This is a genomic window from Acinetobacter kanungonis, assembly GCF_009939195.1.
Classification (GTDB): domain Bacteria; phylum Pseudomonadota; class Gammaproteobacteria; order Pseudomonadales; family Moraxellaceae; genus Acinetobacter; species Acinetobacter kanungonis.
In genome coordinates, this window is record NZ_JAACKC010000001.1 from 626,882 (window position 1) to 642,508 (window position 15,627).

Genomic DNA, 15,627 nt, shown 5'->3' on the forward strand with positions numbered 1-15,627 from the left:
AAAATTTCACAACTAAATCTATTTTTTATTAAAGTAATTTTAATCTAACTAAATTTGTTTCAATGCTATGGCTTATTTTTCGAAGATTCAGATACAATACAGAAGGCTAAGTAATTTAACTGCATTGCCATTACTGATGTGCTGTATATACTCTCATGCAGAGATTCAAATTAAAAATCATCCGATTAACTCAGTGGTTGCTAAATATCAAGCACAAGATATCCCCATTTCTTCTGCCAAAAAAATCAATAATATGCGGATTATGCATATCGATTTAGATTACGTGTACGACTCTGATATACAACAGCAGCAAAAAAATATCCAAACATTAGTTGCACGTATTCAATATCTGCAACCCAACACTATTTTTCTACAAGCTTTTGCCGATCCTGATGCCAATGGTTCAGCGGATCAAGTATATTTTGAGAATCGACACCTACCAAACCGAAACAATCTATTCCCCAAACTTGTACATGAAATACGTCAGCAAACGCAGGTAGAACAAATATATGCATGGCTTCCACTCATTGCCTGGGAGCTTCCCAAAAGCAAAATGTTGCAGTATGTCGAACATAGCCAAGGATCTACTCAAGGCTATATCCGCCTCAGTCCCTTTGATGCTAAAAATATTAATATCGTAGCTGAGATTTTTAGTGATTTTATAAAAAACAATCCTGTTGACGGCATTTTGTATCATGATGATATTACCTTGAGTGACTACGAAGATAGCTCTGTTATAGCAAAAAAAATGTATGATACTTGGGGCTTTCAAGACCAAAATATGCTAAGTCATGCAAACCATTCACAACAATTTAGCTTTGCCAAATATAAAACTGCTTATCTTGACCAATTTGCAGCAGGTATCAGTAACATTTTAAAAAAACAACAACCCAATTTACTTACAGCACGAAATATGTATGCGTCTGTTGTTCTAAATTACAAAAGCGAACAGTGGTTTAGTCAGTCTCTAAGTAGTACCTTTAGGTATTATGACTACAATGCGATTATGGCAATGCCATATATGGAGGAGAGTACTAACCACCATCAGTTTTATTTGGACCTGATCATTCAAGCAAAAAAATATGACCCAAATTTAGACCGTACAATTTTCGAACTACAAACAATCAATTGGAAGGATAATAGTAAAATTTCGAGTCAGGAAATTGCTGAAACCATGCATTTTTTAGAACAGCAAGGTGTCAAACATCTAGGCTACTATCCTGATGATTTTGTGGAACAACATCCACATGCATCGATGCTAAAGTCGGTATTTTCATCTGAGCATTTAGATCATAAGCACTAATTTCTCCTTTTTCACCATAATATAGCGTAATGTTTTCTGCCTGTTGAAGACGCTCAATATCTACTATACTGACGGAAAAGCTACGAGCAAGATCAGATGAATTTACACTTATTGGAAATAGTCGCTTTTCTTTATTACGAAAACGATACCAGTTATAACTAGCCCAAAGAAGCAGACTTAAAATCAAGAGACTAATTAATTCAGACAAATATATTAAATTTTCAAGCTTTTGAGGTGTAATTTTAACAACCAATTGCTCATAGACGATATTACCTTTAAACCACCAGAAAAGAAGGGTCAGTATTGGCATAAATAACCACATCCAGATAATCCAACCTAATGCCAATAAGCTATATCCTGCTGTTTTATTTCGAACATATTCCGGTCGGTCAATATAGTCAGGAATATCCAACTGTGTTTCGTCCGTGATAACTTGAAATATTTTATTCTTTTGCATCTTTTATTTCTCCCCTAAATCCCCGATCTGGGCTCACCCAACGTGCGCGTTTTTGGGTTTTCAGCAAGGTTTTAGGTACAGCGACCACTGTGGTCATCATTGTCAAAAGCCAGAAAAATAGTGGATACCAAATTACCCAAAAGTAGTTTATGAACAATCGACCTCGGTCATATCGACTATCAATCATCAAACTAACGAAAAACTGGATTAAACAAGTGAGCCCTAAGATCACTCCATACCATGTAGGTAGTAAAGATTGAATTGACCATTCCCCACGAACTGAGAAAATGAGCCCATACAGAAAAAGCAATATAATGCCAAACATCAAATATGCCCACAGCACACTCATCATTGACTCCATTGCTACGGGCCACATACGACGTAATCGCCATTTAAACAATTTATGGCTATAAGCCAATAAGACTTCAATTCCTCCTTGTGCCCAACGTAGCCGCTGTTTCCATAAACCTCTAAATGTTTCAGGCATATAAATATAACCTATCGCCTTGGGTACATAATGCAAATCCCAATGATCAAATTGCAACCGCCAAGACACATCAATATCTTCGGTAATCATATCGTCACGCCAGTACCCTATACGGTCTAATGCAGTCTTACGAAACCCGACTAGCACACCAGATACGGTAAAAATACGACCATAAGTTCTTTGCGCACGTTTAATCAAACCAATAATCGAAGAAAACTCTCCAACCTGAATTTTACCTAGAATACTAGAACGATTGATAATTCTCGGGTTGCCTGTAACTGCTCCTACACGTGGAAAGCGTGTTAAATGGCTCATCATCCATAACACTGCATGCGGATGTAATAGTGCATCACCATCAATACAAACTAGATATTCATGTTGACTCACCATTGCTCCAGCTTTTAATGCATATGCTTTACCTTGATTTTCAGCGAGATGTACTACCCGTAAACGTGGATAAACTTGTTGCAACTCATCCAAGATTTCAGCAGTTTTATCACTACTCCCATCATTGATGGCTATCACTTCAAAATCAGGATACTGTGTTTGCATCGCATATTTAATAGTGTCTCGTACTTGAATCTCCTCATTGAAACAAGGAATCAAAATACTGCATGCATTTTCACTTGGCTGAGGAATTTCATTTTGCTTATATTCACGTTTCAAATAAAACCAAATGCCACCTACAATCCATAACCAAGCCATACAAAGTGGATAGAAGAATATAAAACCAAAAAGAAAGTCTCTTAAACTTAGATGAAATAACCATTGCATTATTTTTTCTCCAAGACTTTTTGAGCAAATGGATCTCGGTAACTCAATGGTTCACTATTTAAGCTTAACTCTGGATAGAAGCTTTCATGAATCACCTTTGCTTGATTAAAACTGTAGTTATTTATCCCATTGTTTTGAATAGATAAGCTTTTGAGTTGTTGATAATTCTTTTTAAGCTGTTTTACTTGTTGTTTTGTCAATTGTTCAGGGATATTAAAACTGGCAATTAAATGCCGTTGCTCTTTTTCATTAAAAGTTTTAATTTGTTTTAGAAATGCCTTAAACACTTCAGGCTGACTAATCGGATCCATTTCAAGATAAATGAAATCAGCATATTCTAAAGTATAGTCAAGTAACGGTTTTAAGCCTGCTTGTTGTGTTTGATCTAACTTGAATTTTAATGCGGTTTGGTAGTTATTACTGATATTAGCATAGTATTTGGCTTGCTCTTTGGTTTTTTCCTTTATTTTAAAAATACGAGAAATTTTAGCTTCACATGCTGCATCCCATATCTTTTGATGTAAAGCACACTCCAACATAGATCCAGTATCAATCATCAACCCTTCTATTGAAGAATTATTTATCACTAAATCTGCCGTAAGCTTAGCTAAGTCTATCCCCTGTTCTGTTTCTAAAGTTAATGGTAGTTCAGCATAAACACGATTACCAATCCTTGTACGGGCTTGCCACACAGTGCGATTCAGTATGTCGTTTTGCACTTTTAGCTGTCGATTAGGGAAATAAGCTGCGTCAATTTTTCCGTCACCATTTGTATCTGAAATAACTTTCAGTAACAGCGTATTAGTTTTTAACGCATCGACTTTATCTAAGAACTGTCCAAGTTTTTTGTCAAATTCTTTATTATTAATAGATTGCATTTCATTCAAATCAAACCGTAGAAAACTATTTTTTTGCTTATACGGTGCATGGACATTACTCAAAAACTCCAACATTTCTTGATTAATCATTTCAGGAGTTGGATTATCCATAATTAAAGCGCGTTGATAAGTTTTCACCGTGTCGGCAAGCGGGGCAACACTACCTAAACTAAATGACATAGGTAAACCAGCTTTAGCAGCCAGCTCTTCACTTTCTACAGTAACTGCACCATAGGGCCAAAAAATTGCTTTGCTATCAATACCTAACTCTTGGTCAAGGACTTGCTTAGATTTTTTTAAATCTGCAATGACTCGATTATGATATTCATCCTCTGTTTCATAACGTTTTTGTATTTCAATATATTCCCGTGTAATTGCAGCCGGTTGCATATTTTTTTGTGGATTTGCCAAAATACCATGATGCATATTGTCTGAATGTGACACAAATTCTGCAAAACCTGAAGCAGCCATTTCACGCATTTGCGGCCAAGTCATGAGATTGCCTGTACCATAAGCCTCATAAGCATCTTTAGTATTCCCATTTATCCAACTTGTGGCAATTGCAAAAACAGCAGGCGTTTTAAACTGCTTTAACAATGGAAAAACACGGCTATAACTACTTAGGGCACCATCATCAAAAGTTAATAGCACCGCTTTATTCGGTAGCTTTTTTTTTCCTTGACGAGCAAGCCAAATATCTTCTAAACGAATAGGTTGCCATCCTTCACGTTGAATCCATTCTAAGTACTGCGCTAGATTTTTAGTACTGATCGCATATATATCTCGGTCTCCACGTTTTGCAACATCATCGCGTACATCATGAAACGTTAAAGTCACAAATTGGTTATCTTGTAGCATTATAGGCTTTGGTTTTTGAAGTTCTGCATGAGAATGTATCGGTATTGTCACCATTCCAGTAAAACTCAATGCCATAAAAAATTGGGTCAATATTCTCATTAAAAACGCCCCTCAAACCCGATGACACCATAAGTTCGGTCCTCCGACTCACCATCGTAAGGATGGATGCCCCAACCAATGCCATAGTTCAGCTTCCAAGTTCTCGACAATTGCCAATCATGTTGATAATAAAAATTATAAATTGCTTCTGCTGAATATTCTTTTTGTTTATATGTCCCTGCACTTACTTCAAAATGCTGGCTAAAATATCGATCATAATTTCTCCATGTCATCCAATCATGAACTAAACTTACTTCTAAACTAGAGTTAGACTCAGGGTTAAAATAATCTGCTTGTACGTCATCATTTTGACCGTAATAGCCACGTAAAGTCCCTTGTGTAATATGATGTGGTGCTTGATAAAGTTGCTGCATAAAATAAATTGCAGTTTCTTGACGTGTATTACCATCATCAATGTCTGTGATCTGATAAGTGGCACCAGCCTTGCGAGACTTATTTTCTTGCCAATCAAAACCAACAGTATAGGATTTACCTTCAAAACCTCGACGAATCGCTTGTAAAGGAATATCCGCTTGGCCGTTATAACCTAAATGATAGTTCCAATGATCATTAAGCCATTGCGACCACTCAAAGTTAGCCCCAAATCTATCCCCATCAGAGGCCTGAGATAGAGCAAGGCTTGCGTATTTACGATTCGATGCCCATTCTAGTCCAAGCCCAATACGACTATCATCCACTTCTCCATCATCAAAGTCTGACCATCGGTAATTTTGAGTAGCATAGGCACGATAGTTATCATAAAACCAAGGACTGTTTAGACGGGTTTGATGATCACGTTCTCGAGACCCTTTTAATTGTCCTAATAAATCTTGACTGTCCGATTTACTTTTAGATATCGTAGTTTGATGTTGAATTGTAATTCGATTACGGTCGTTCAGCTCTTTTCGACTTACTTGTACACCGGTATCTAACGGCGAGCGTTGAAGCAAATCTTGATTCTGTGTACGCCATGCTTGAATATCACCCAAAGCTTGGCTATTTTGCATATGGTTAATCCGTGTTGCCTGCTGGATTGGTTCTACACCATTTAATTGAGACAGACTCTTTTCTGACTGTTGAGGCTTTTCACGCCAACGCTGAATTAAAGCAAGATTATTTTGATAACTGGTATTGTTCGGTGACTGTGCAATTAGTTTTTCAAAATAGTCTTCTGCCTTAGCGTGCTCATTTCGATATGCATAATTCAAACCTTTTAGTCCCAAATATTCTAAGCGGTCATCATGTGTAGTACGATTTACACCTTTCGCATTGCTATATCTGAAAGTTGGTAATAAATGATCCATTTCTATAATTAATTGATTTGCTTGCTTAAATTTTTCTTGCTCAATGAGAGCATAATACAGACCAGAGTACACCTCATAATCAGCGTAATTTTTTTCTAACAATAAGCTTCGATAATATACTTCAGCTTGTTTAGGCTGATGCAATCTTAAATAGCTATCGGCTGCTGCATGTCGCACATAGGCAGGCATATCCAAGATTGGAATATTAACTTTTTGCAACTCAATCACTGTCTGCTTTGATGCTTGTCTTGCGTTTAGAGCATAGCTATATTCATAATAAAACTTACGCCGAATAGCTTGATCATCTGGTAGCTTAGCTTCATATCCTTGCATCTCTGCAATTACTTCATCTAGTTTATTATAAGCACGCATACCTTGATCTTGATATGTCAACATCCGCTGTGATTGAATCGCATTTTGTATGCGCTGTGAAAACTCGTTGAGCTTTATACTATGCTTCAGATTCGGACGAGACTCACCTAAATTATGATTTTGAATATATTTTTCTGCTTCTACATAATCACTATTCGCCATCAATGCTAAAACATACTGTTCTTGCGTATCAATACTCACCTGTTGACTCAGCGCTAGATTAGCCATTTCAAGTGCTTCCACTGGCATATCCATTACTCGATAAGCATATGACATTTGAGCTATATAATCAGGACTGATTTGACTGTTATCGACTTGAGAAAGATCTTTTTTAGCTTGAACATATTGACCAGCTTCAGCATTTAACACACCTTGCCAGACCAGCCATTGCTCCTGTTGGCTCTGTTCATAAAAGGCTTCAGCCCACTTTACTGCAGATTGAAATTGCATTAAATCACGCTGTCCTTTAATAACACTTAGCCAGGCATATTCAGGAAAACTTTCAACTTTAATGCTCTGTAAGTAACTCAAATCGTCTATTGTTAATTTATGATAAGTATGAGCACTTACAATATAGTCAGCTATAAGCTTTTGATTTTGTGGTTGTTGTACCAATAAAACTCTTAATTGATCTAGACCTTGCTCAACCTGTCCAGATTTGATGAGAATAACCCCTTGCTCCCTCAGTTGATCAATATTTTCAGCGGCTTGTAATTGTGTCATGGGTGAAGTACTGGCTAAAATACAAATCGCCCAAATGGATTTTTTATAATTCATATTCATTTCACACTATGTTGGTAAATATCACCACACAATTTATTTATGCTTATTAATTATGTGTCTTTTATTCCAGTATATTTTATGAAATGAATAAAATGTGAACTGTTTTGTAAAAAAAATTTTGATACAAAGCTCAATTTTTAAATAGTTTTATCCCGTACTTTAAATTTAAAAAAATCCCCTATATAGGGGATTTTTTTAAATTTAAAACTTAAGCTAAACCTTTCTCTTTTAATACTTGTAGCATGGTCGCACCTAACTCTGCAGGGCTACGAGTATACGCCATTCCAGCACGCTCAAAAGCTGCGAATTTTTCTTCGGCGGTACCTTTACCCCCTGAGATAATTGCACCAGCATGTCCCATACGCTTACCTTTTGGCGCTGTTACACCCGCAATATAACCTACAACAGGTTTTGACACATTCGACTGAATATATTCAGCGGCTTCTTCTTCTGCTGTCCCACCAATTTCACCAATCATAATGATTGCATCAGTGTCTGGGTCATCTTGGAACAGTTTTAATGCATCAATTTGGTTCATCCCTGGAATCGGGTCTCCACCAATACCGATACAAGTTGATTGCCCTAAACCTAATTTAGTGGTCTGCGCAACCGCTTCGTAAGTTAACGTGCCTGAACGTGAAATAATGCCGATACGACCTGGCTGATGAATATGCCCTGGCATAATCCCAATCTTACATTCCCCTGGAGTAATCACACCTGGACAGTTTGGACCAACCAAACGCGTACCATTGCCATTGGTCTCTAAATAACGCTTGGCTTTCAGCATATCAATCGTTGGGACACCTTCCGTAATCACAACAATCAGTCCAACACCTGAATCTACCGCTTCTACAATGGAATCTAGTACATATGGTGCAGGAACATAAATCACAGAAGCATCTGCCTGAGTTTCACGTACTGCGTCTTTCATGGTGTTAAATACAGGTAAATCTAAATGTGTGGTTCCACCTTTACCCGGGGTTACGCCGCCCACCACTTTGGTTCCATAATCCAGCGCTTGTGCAGAATGAAACGTCCCATTCTTACCCGTAAAACCCTGTACCAATACTTTTGTGTTTTTATTAATTAATACGCTCATTGTGGAACTCCTTATGCTTTTACTGCGGCAACAATTTTTTCTGCAGCATCAGCCAGACCATTTGCAGAAGTTAATTTCAAACCTGATTCATCCAGAATTTTTGCCCCTAACTCGGCATTATTTCCTTCTAAACGAACCACAACAGGAACTTCTACATGAACTTCCTCTACCGCAGCAATAATCGCTTCTGCAATCATGTCACAACGAACAATTCCACCAAAAATATTAATCAATACACCCTGCACAGAAGTATCTGCCAAAATCAGTTTAAACGCTTCAATCACACGTTCTTTGGTTGCACCACCACCTACGTCCAAGAAGTTTGCAGGTTGTCCACCATATAGTTTAATGATGTCCATAGTTGCCATCGCCAAGCCCGCACCATTGACCATACAGCCGATGTTACCTTCTAAAGCCACATAGTTCAGATCAAACTCAGAAGCTTTCAGCTCACGTTCATTCTCTTGAGATTTATCACGTAAAGCTAATATTTCAGGTAAACGATACAAGGCATTTGAATCAATGCCGACTTTGGCATCGACACATAAAATTTCGCCATTTTCACGAACTGAGAGTGGGTTAATTTCAAATAAAGCAAAGTCATTTTCAACAAAGGCTTGGTAAGCCGCAGTCATAATTTTAACGAATTGAGTGACTTGAGCATCTTTAAGTTTCAGAGCAAAGGCTACTTCACGTGCCTGAAATGGTTGTAAGCCTACCAATGGATCAACTTCAACTTTAATAATTTTCTCAGGTGTTTCTTCTGCTACTTTTTCAATTTCAACACCACCTTCAGTGGATGCCATGAAAGTCACGCGTCGGCTAGAACGGTCTACCACCGCGCCCAAATATAATTCACGTTCTACAGGATAAACATCTTCACAAACCAATACGCTGTTAACAGGCTGTCCATTTGCATCTGTTTGATACGTTACTAAACGAGTACCGATAATGTGATTGGCATAGTCCGCCGCTTCAATACTGGACTTCACTACCTTCACGCCGCCCGCTTTACCGCGACCACCTGCATGAACTTGTGCTTTCATTACCGCAAACTTGCCACCAAGCTGCTCAAAGGCTTTCACTGCTTCTTCTGCGTTAGTTGCCAATACACCTTCTTGAACAGGCATACCATATTTTTTTAATAACGCTTTGGCTTGATACTCATGTAGATTCATTGACTAACCTTTTACTACTTTTTCGCTTTGTTATAGACTGACTAATCCTCGGACTTACGTCTTCTTGGTATTAGTCCTTATTTCGATTTTTCTTTCTTATTTGTAGTAGATTGTTCTGCTAAAAACAACCGTTAAAAGTAAAAAAGAGCGGTTTAAACCGCTCTTTTTTAATCTTACTTACGCTTACGCTGAATTGCGTGAATCGCTCGACCATCAACGGCCAAGGCAGCTTCATGTACAACTTCAGAGAAAGTTGGGTGACCAAATGTCATCAACTGTAGATCTTCAACAGAAGATACAAATTCAAGTGCGATCATACCTTGATGCACGATATCAGACGCAGCTGGTCCAATCACGTGCATACCCAATAAACGGTCAGTTTTTGCATCCGCAACGAACTTCACGAAACCAGCATTTTCACCAGCAGCCATTGCACGACCATTTGCAGCGAAACCAAATTGACCCGTTTTAACTTCATGGCCTTTTTCTTTCGCTTGCTCTTCTGTTAAACCTACCCACGCCGCTTCAGGATGTGTATAGATTACAGAAATGATTGTGTCATAGTTCACTTGTGCAGCATGACCGTGAATACGTTCAACCGCCATTACGCCTTCTTCCATTGCTTTATGCGCAAGCATTGGACCACGTACTAAGTCACCAATTGCATATACACCTTCAACAGAAGTTGCACACCAATCGTTCACCTCAACTAAACCACGTTCAGTGAGTTTAATACCTGAATCATCAGCCAATAAACCTTCTGCATAAGCACGACGACCAACACAAACGATTAATTTATCGAAAGTTTGAGTCTTGTCTTCGCCACCTTGCGTGTACTTAACTGTCACTTCACGACCGTTAACTTCAGTACCAGCAACTTTAGCGCCTACACGAATGTCTAAACCTTGTTTAGTCAATACTTTTTGGTAATCTTTAGCCAATGCTTTATCAGCCATTGGTAAGAATGCATCCATTGCTTCAAATACAACAACTTCAGCACCTAGACGACGCCACACTGAACCAAGTTCTAAACCAATTACGCCAGCACCAATTACACCTAAACGCTGAGGAACTTCTTGGAATTCTAAAGCGCCCGTTGAATCAACAATAATGTCTTGATCAACAGGAGCTACAGGAATATTTACAGGCACAGAACCAGATGCAAGGATCACATATTTTGGCTCTAAAATTTGAGTTTCACCTTCATGAGAAACAAACTCAACTTTTTTACCAGCAAGTAATTTACCCGTACCTTTTAACCATTCGATACCATTACCTTTAAGAAGGCCATCGACACCCATAGTTAATTGGTTAACGATTTTATCCTTACGATCCAGCATTTTAGCCAAGTCGAACTTCACTTCACTTGTTGTAATACCGTGATCATCTAAATGATGAACTGTATCTTCATAGCGGTGAGATGAGTCAAGCAATGCTTTAGAAGGAATACAACCCACGTTTAAGCAAGTACCACCTAAAGATGGCTTACCTTTGTGAATACGTTTTTCGATACACGCAACTTTAAAACCTAATTGCGCTGCACGAATCGCTGCTTCATAGCCGCCTGGGCCACCGCCAATTACAACAAGATCAAATTGTTGAGACATGTTTATCTCCAAATACAGGCTTAGAGGATCGCTCTAAGCCTGTTATTTTTATTCTATCGATTAAAGGTCAAGGATCAATTTAGCTGGTTCTTCTAACAATTCTTTGATTGTTACCAAGAAACCTACAGCTTCTTTACCATCGATTAAACGGTGGTCATAAGAAAGCGCTAAATACATCATTGGCAAGATTTCTACTTGACCATTCACTGCCATAGGACGCTCTTGGATTTTGTGCATACCTAGAATTGCAGTTTGTGGTGTGTTCAAAATTGGCGTAGAAAGCAATGAACCGAATGTACCACCGTTAGTAATGGTGAACGTACCGCCAGTCATGTCTTCGATCCCTAATTTACCGTCACGTGCTTTATAAGCGTAGTCACGGATACCGTTTTCAACTTCAGCGTAGTTCATACGGTCAGTATCACGGAGTACAGGTACCACTAAACCACGGTCAGAGGATACAGCTACACCGATGTCATAGTAACCATGGTAAACAATGTCGTCGCCATCAATTGATGCGTTCACCGCTGGGTAGCGTTTAAGCGCTTCAGTTGCCGCTTTAACAAAGAAAGACATAAAGCCAAGACGCGCACCATGACGCTTCTCGAATGCGTCTTTGTATTGCGCACGCATTTCCATGATTGGCTTCATGTTCACTTCATTGAACGTCGTTAACATTGCAGTTTCTTGAGTCGCTGCAAGTAAACGCTCAGCAACACGCTTACGAAGACGTGTCATTGGAACACGTTTCTCAATACGCTCGCCAACTGCAACACTTAAAGGTGCAACAGCAGCAGCTGGTTTAGTTTGGTGGTTTGCAACATCTTCTTTCGTGATACGACCACCACGACCAGTACCCGCTACGTCAGCAGCAGCAATACCAGTTTCAGTTAATGCTTTACGAACTGCAGGAGCTTGGTCTTGAACTTGTTGAGCACGTTCTACAACTGGAGCAGCACCCGCTTGAGTGTTTGCAGCAGCTTGTTCAACTTTTGCTTCACCTTGAACCGCTTCAGTTGCAGCAGCACCAGAAACCGCACCTTCTTCAAACTGAGCAATTACTTCAGCAGAAAGAACTGTGTCACCTTCATTTTTAATGATTGCAACGATTGTACCGTCAGCAGGAGCAACTACTTCTAAAACAACTTTATCTGTTTCAATGTCACAGATCACTTCATCACGTGATACTGCTTCACCTGGTTGTTTGTGCCAAGTTGCGATCGTACCGTCTGCAACTGACTCTGGGAATACCGGTGCTTTAATTTCGGTTGCCATTATTTAGAATCTCCTGATTGTTCAGCTACGATCGCTAAAGCGTCATTAACCAGCTGAGCTTGTTGTTTTGCGTGCAAATATGGTGAACCACAAGCCGGTGCAGCAGAAGCTTCACGACCTGCATAACTGATACGAACTTGTTTACCTGATTTCATTACATCGTCATATAAACGAGGAGCAATGAATAACCAAGCGCCTTGGTTCTTAGGCTCTTCTTGCGTCCAAACTACATCTTTAAGGTTTGGATAAGAAGCAAAGACTTCAGCAATACGTTGTTCTGGGTACGGATACAATTGTTCAATACGAACAATTGCAACGTTGTTTAAACCTTGCTCACGACGTTTTTCTAATAGGTCGTAATAAACTTTACCACCACAAAGAACAAGACGCGTTACGTCAGCTTTGTTGATTTGATCAACTTCATCAATCACAGTCTGGAATGTACCCGTTGCAAGTTCATTTAAAGTTGAAGTTGCAAGTTTGTGACGAAGTAAAGACTTCGGTGACATGATGATCATTGGCTTACGAATTGGGCGAACAGCCTGACGACGTAAAGCATGGAAAATCTGAGCAGGTGTAGTCGGCGTCATCACTTGCATGTTGTCTTCAGCACATAGCTGCAAGAAACGTTCTAAACGTGCAGATGAGTGTTCTGGACCTTGACCTTCAAAACCGTGTGGTAACAACATAGTTAAACCACAAACACGTTCCCACTTGGTTTCACCAGAAGCGATGAACTGGTCAATTACAACCTGTGCACAGTTTGCGAAGTCACCGAATTGAGCTTCCCAAATGACCAAGCTCTTTGGCAATGTGGTTGCATAACCATATTCAAATGCCAATACTGCCATTTCAGACAATAAAGAATCATAAACAGCAACACGCGGTTGGTTTTCTTTGATGTGGCAAAGTGGAATATAAGTAGAACCGTCAACTTGATTATGTAATTTCGCATGACGATGCGAGAATGTACCACGACCAACGTCTTCACCAGTTAAGCGTACTAAATAGCCATCATCCAACAAAGTTGCATAAGCTAAAGTTTCAGCTGCACCCCAGTTCAACGGCATTTCACCAGTTTGCATTTTCAAGCGATCATCAATCACTTTCGCAACTTGACGCTGCATTACGAAGCCTTCAGGAAGCTCGCGCATGGTGCGACCAAGTTCTTTTAAGCGATCTTCAGAGAACGTTGTATCCCAAATATCAGTGTATTCGTGACCTAAGTACGGTGTCCAATCTACAAACATTTTTGTATTTGGCTCAAGTACCAAGGCATTTGCAACGTGATTACCTGCTTCTAAATCAGCACGGTAGTCTTCAATCATTTGATCTGCTTTAGCACGATCCAACACGTTTTCTTGAACCAATTGGTCTGCATATAACGCACGTGTAGTCGTTTTCTTGTTGATGACTTGATACATCATCGGTTGTGTTGCTGCTGGCTCGTCCGCTTCGTTATGACCACGACGACGGTAACAGAACATGTCAATGACTACGTCTTTACGGAATGTATGACGGAAATCATGTGCCAATTGAGCAACAAACAATACTGATTCAGGATCATCACCGTTCACATGGAAAATCGGTGCTTGGATCATTTTCGCGATGTCTGTACAGTATTCTGTAGAACGCGCATCACGTGGGTCAGATGTTGTAAAACCAACTTGGTTGTTTACTACAATATGAACCGTACCACCTACTGTGTAACCACGGGTTTGTGACATTTGGAAGGTTTCTTGGTTTACACCTTGACCTGCAAATGCAGCATCACCGTGAACGATCACTGGTAATACATCGTCACCGCCAATGTCTTTACGACGTACTTGACGTGCACGTACAGAACCTTCAACTACTGGTCCAACGATTTCTAAGTGCGATGGGTTAAATGCTAATGCCAAGTGAACTTCACCACCTGGAGTCATTACATTTGAAGAGAAACCTTGGTGGTATTTAACGTCACCAGAACCTTTTTTATGTAAGCTCTTACCTTCGAACTCACCAAATAGGTCTGCTGGGTTTTTACCCATGATGTTAACCAGAAGGTTTAAACGACCACGGTGTGGCATACCAATCACAACTTCTTTACAACCTACAGAACCTGCACGTTGAATTAAAGCATCAACCATTGGAATGAACGATTCACCGCCTTCAACACCGAAACGTTTCGCACCGACGTATTTGTTACCAAGGAATTTTTCTAGACCTTCAGCTGCAGTCAAACGCTCTAATACGTGTTTCTTTTGTTCTGCAGTGAAATTGAATTGACCACGTGCCCCTTCAAGGCGTTGTTGAATCCAACGTTTTTCTTTGGTATCAACAATATGCATGTATTCTGCACCAATCGAAGCACAATACGTTGCTTCCATGGCTTGAACCATTTCACCTAAAGTTGCTTCATCTTTACCGATAAGCAAATTGCCTGTATTAAATACAGTATCTAAATCTGATTGGGTCAAACCGTGTGCAGCTAGATCAAGATCTGGAACGATTTCACGTTTCGCCAAACCTAATGGATCAAGCTTTGCTTTCTGGTGACCACGGTTACGATACGCTGCAATAAGTTGTAATACGCCAATTTGACGACGCTCATGTTCAGTACTGACTGTGCTTTGAACCACGGCCTGAACACGACTTGAATTGCGACCTAATAAGAGGAATTGCTCACGTACATTACTGTGTGGTTGATCACCTTTCGGGAATTTATCGAAGTAAGTGCGCCAATCAGCTCCAACTGATTCAGGTGACGTCAAATACTGCTCATAAAGTTCTTCAATATACGCTGCACTATCAGCGGAAAGTTCAGTGTCAAGACGCAGAGCGTCAGCAACTTCTTGCATTTGTGGACCCATTTCCTATTGCAAAAATATTTCAGGTGCCTTTTAAGCAACCCCATGATTGATAATGTCAAATTGGTAACATGACATTAGTCCCCAGCAGACATTAGCCTCAGGGCGTTATCACCACATTAGGATTATCCTGATGTGTAAAATGAACAACAACACCCTCAATGGCATCATCACTCATCCATAAATACTCGACCGAAACCGAGCAATTTTTTGCAAAATCGTTTTAGAAAAAATAAATTCTCGATTTAGCTTTTCTAAAACCACTTTCAAGCCATTAAGCTCTCAATTTTTATGAAAAAATGTG

10 protein-coding genes are annotated in these 15,627 nt (G+C 39.5%); 1 reads left to right on the forward strand and 9 read right to left on the reverse strand.

Going from position 1 to position 15,627, the window contains the following annotated elements; genetic code table 11:
- Window positions 1-67: 67 nt before the first annotated feature.
- A complete protein-coding gene (gene pgaB, locus GWK51_RS02730; protein WP_235941043.1) occupies window positions 68-1,303 on the forward strand; it encodes a poly-beta-1,6-N-acetyl-D-glucosamine N-deacetylase PgaB in 1,236 nt (411 codons plus the stop codon).
- On the opposite strand, the gene pgaD is transcribed toward pgaB (GWK51_RS02730), so the two are convergent.
- The 9 genes from pgaD to GWK51_RS02775 form a co-directional block, all read right to left on the reverse strand.
- Complete coding sequence (gene pgaD / locus GWK51_RS02735; RefSeq protein ID WP_161932574.1) at window positions 1,200-1,760, reverse strand: poly-beta-1,6-N-acetyl-D-glucosamine biosynthesis protein PgaD; 561 nt, start codon at window positions 1,758-1,760, stop codon at window positions 1,200-1,202. The two genes, pgaB (GWK51_RS02730) and pgaD, sit on opposite strands and share 104 nt — an antisense overlap.
- Window positions 1,747-3,021, reverse strand: a complete 1,275-nt coding sequence (gene pgaC, locus GWK51_RS02740) for a poly-beta-1,6-N-acetyl-D-glucosamine synthase (protein WP_161932575.1) — start codon at window positions 3,019-3,021, stop codon at window positions 1,747-1,749. The genes pgaD and pgaC overlap by 14 nt, the downstream gene beginning before the upstream one ends.
- Window positions 3,021-4,856 carry a poly-beta-1,6-N-acetyl-D-glucosamine N-deacetylase PgaB gene (gene pgaB / locus GWK51_RS02745; protein WP_161932576.1) on the reverse strand — a complete coding sequence of 612 codons (1,836 nt, stop codon included), beginning with the start codon at window positions 4,854-4,856 and terminating at the stop codon, window positions 3,021-3,023. Before pgaB (GWK51_RS02745) ends, pgaC begins: the two co-directional genes overlap by 1 nt.
- The gene (gene pgaA, locus GWK51_RS02750; RefSeq protein WP_161932577.1) at window positions 4,856-7,309 is read right to left on the reverse strand and encodes a poly-beta-1,6 N-acetyl-D-glucosamine export porin PgaA; all 2,454 of its coding nucleotides are present in this window, start codon (window positions 7,307-7,309) and stop codon (window positions 4,856-4,858) included. The genes pgaB (GWK51_RS02745) and pgaA overlap by 1 nt, the downstream gene beginning before the upstream one ends.
- Before the next feature lie 214 nt (window positions 7,310-7,523).
- Window positions 7,524-8,414, reverse strand: coding sequence for a succinate--CoA ligase subunit alpha (gene sucD, locus GWK51_RS02755; protein ID WP_100240908.1), 891 nt, complete (start codon window positions 8,412-8,414; stop codon window positions 7,524-7,526).
- 11 nt (window positions 8,415-8,425) lie between these two features.
- Window positions 8,426-9,592 (reverse strand): ADP-forming succinate--CoA ligase subunit beta, encoded by a 1,167-nt coding sequence (gene sucC, locus GWK51_RS02760; protein ID WP_161932578.1) that lies wholly within the window; start codon window positions 9,590-9,592, stop codon window positions 8,426-8,428.
- 173 nt (window positions 9,593-9,765) lie between these two features.
- Window positions 9,766-11,199 carry a dihydrolipoyl dehydrogenase gene (gene lpdA / locus GWK51_RS02765; protein WP_161932579.1) on the reverse strand — a complete coding sequence of 478 codons (1,434 nt, stop codon included), beginning with the start codon at window positions 11,197-11,199 and terminating at the stop codon, window positions 9,766-9,768.
- Between the two features lie 60 nt (window positions 11,200-11,259).
- Complete coding sequence (gene odhB, locus GWK51_RS02770) at window positions 11,260-12,474, reverse strand: 2-oxoglutarate dehydrogenase complex dihydrolipoyllysine-residue succinyltransferase (RefSeq protein ID WP_100240906.1); 1,215 nt, start codon at window positions 12,472-12,474, stop codon at window positions 11,260-11,262.
- Window positions 12,474-15,314: a 2-oxoglutarate dehydrogenase E1 component gene (locus GWK51_RS02775; RefSeq protein ID WP_216071689.1), complete on the reverse strand. Its 2,841-nt coding sequence runs from the start codon at window positions 15,312-15,314 to the stop codon at window positions 12,474-12,476. Before GWK51_RS02775 ends, odhB begins: the two co-directional genes overlap by 1 nt.
- Window positions 15,315-15,627 lie beyond the last annotated feature (313 nt).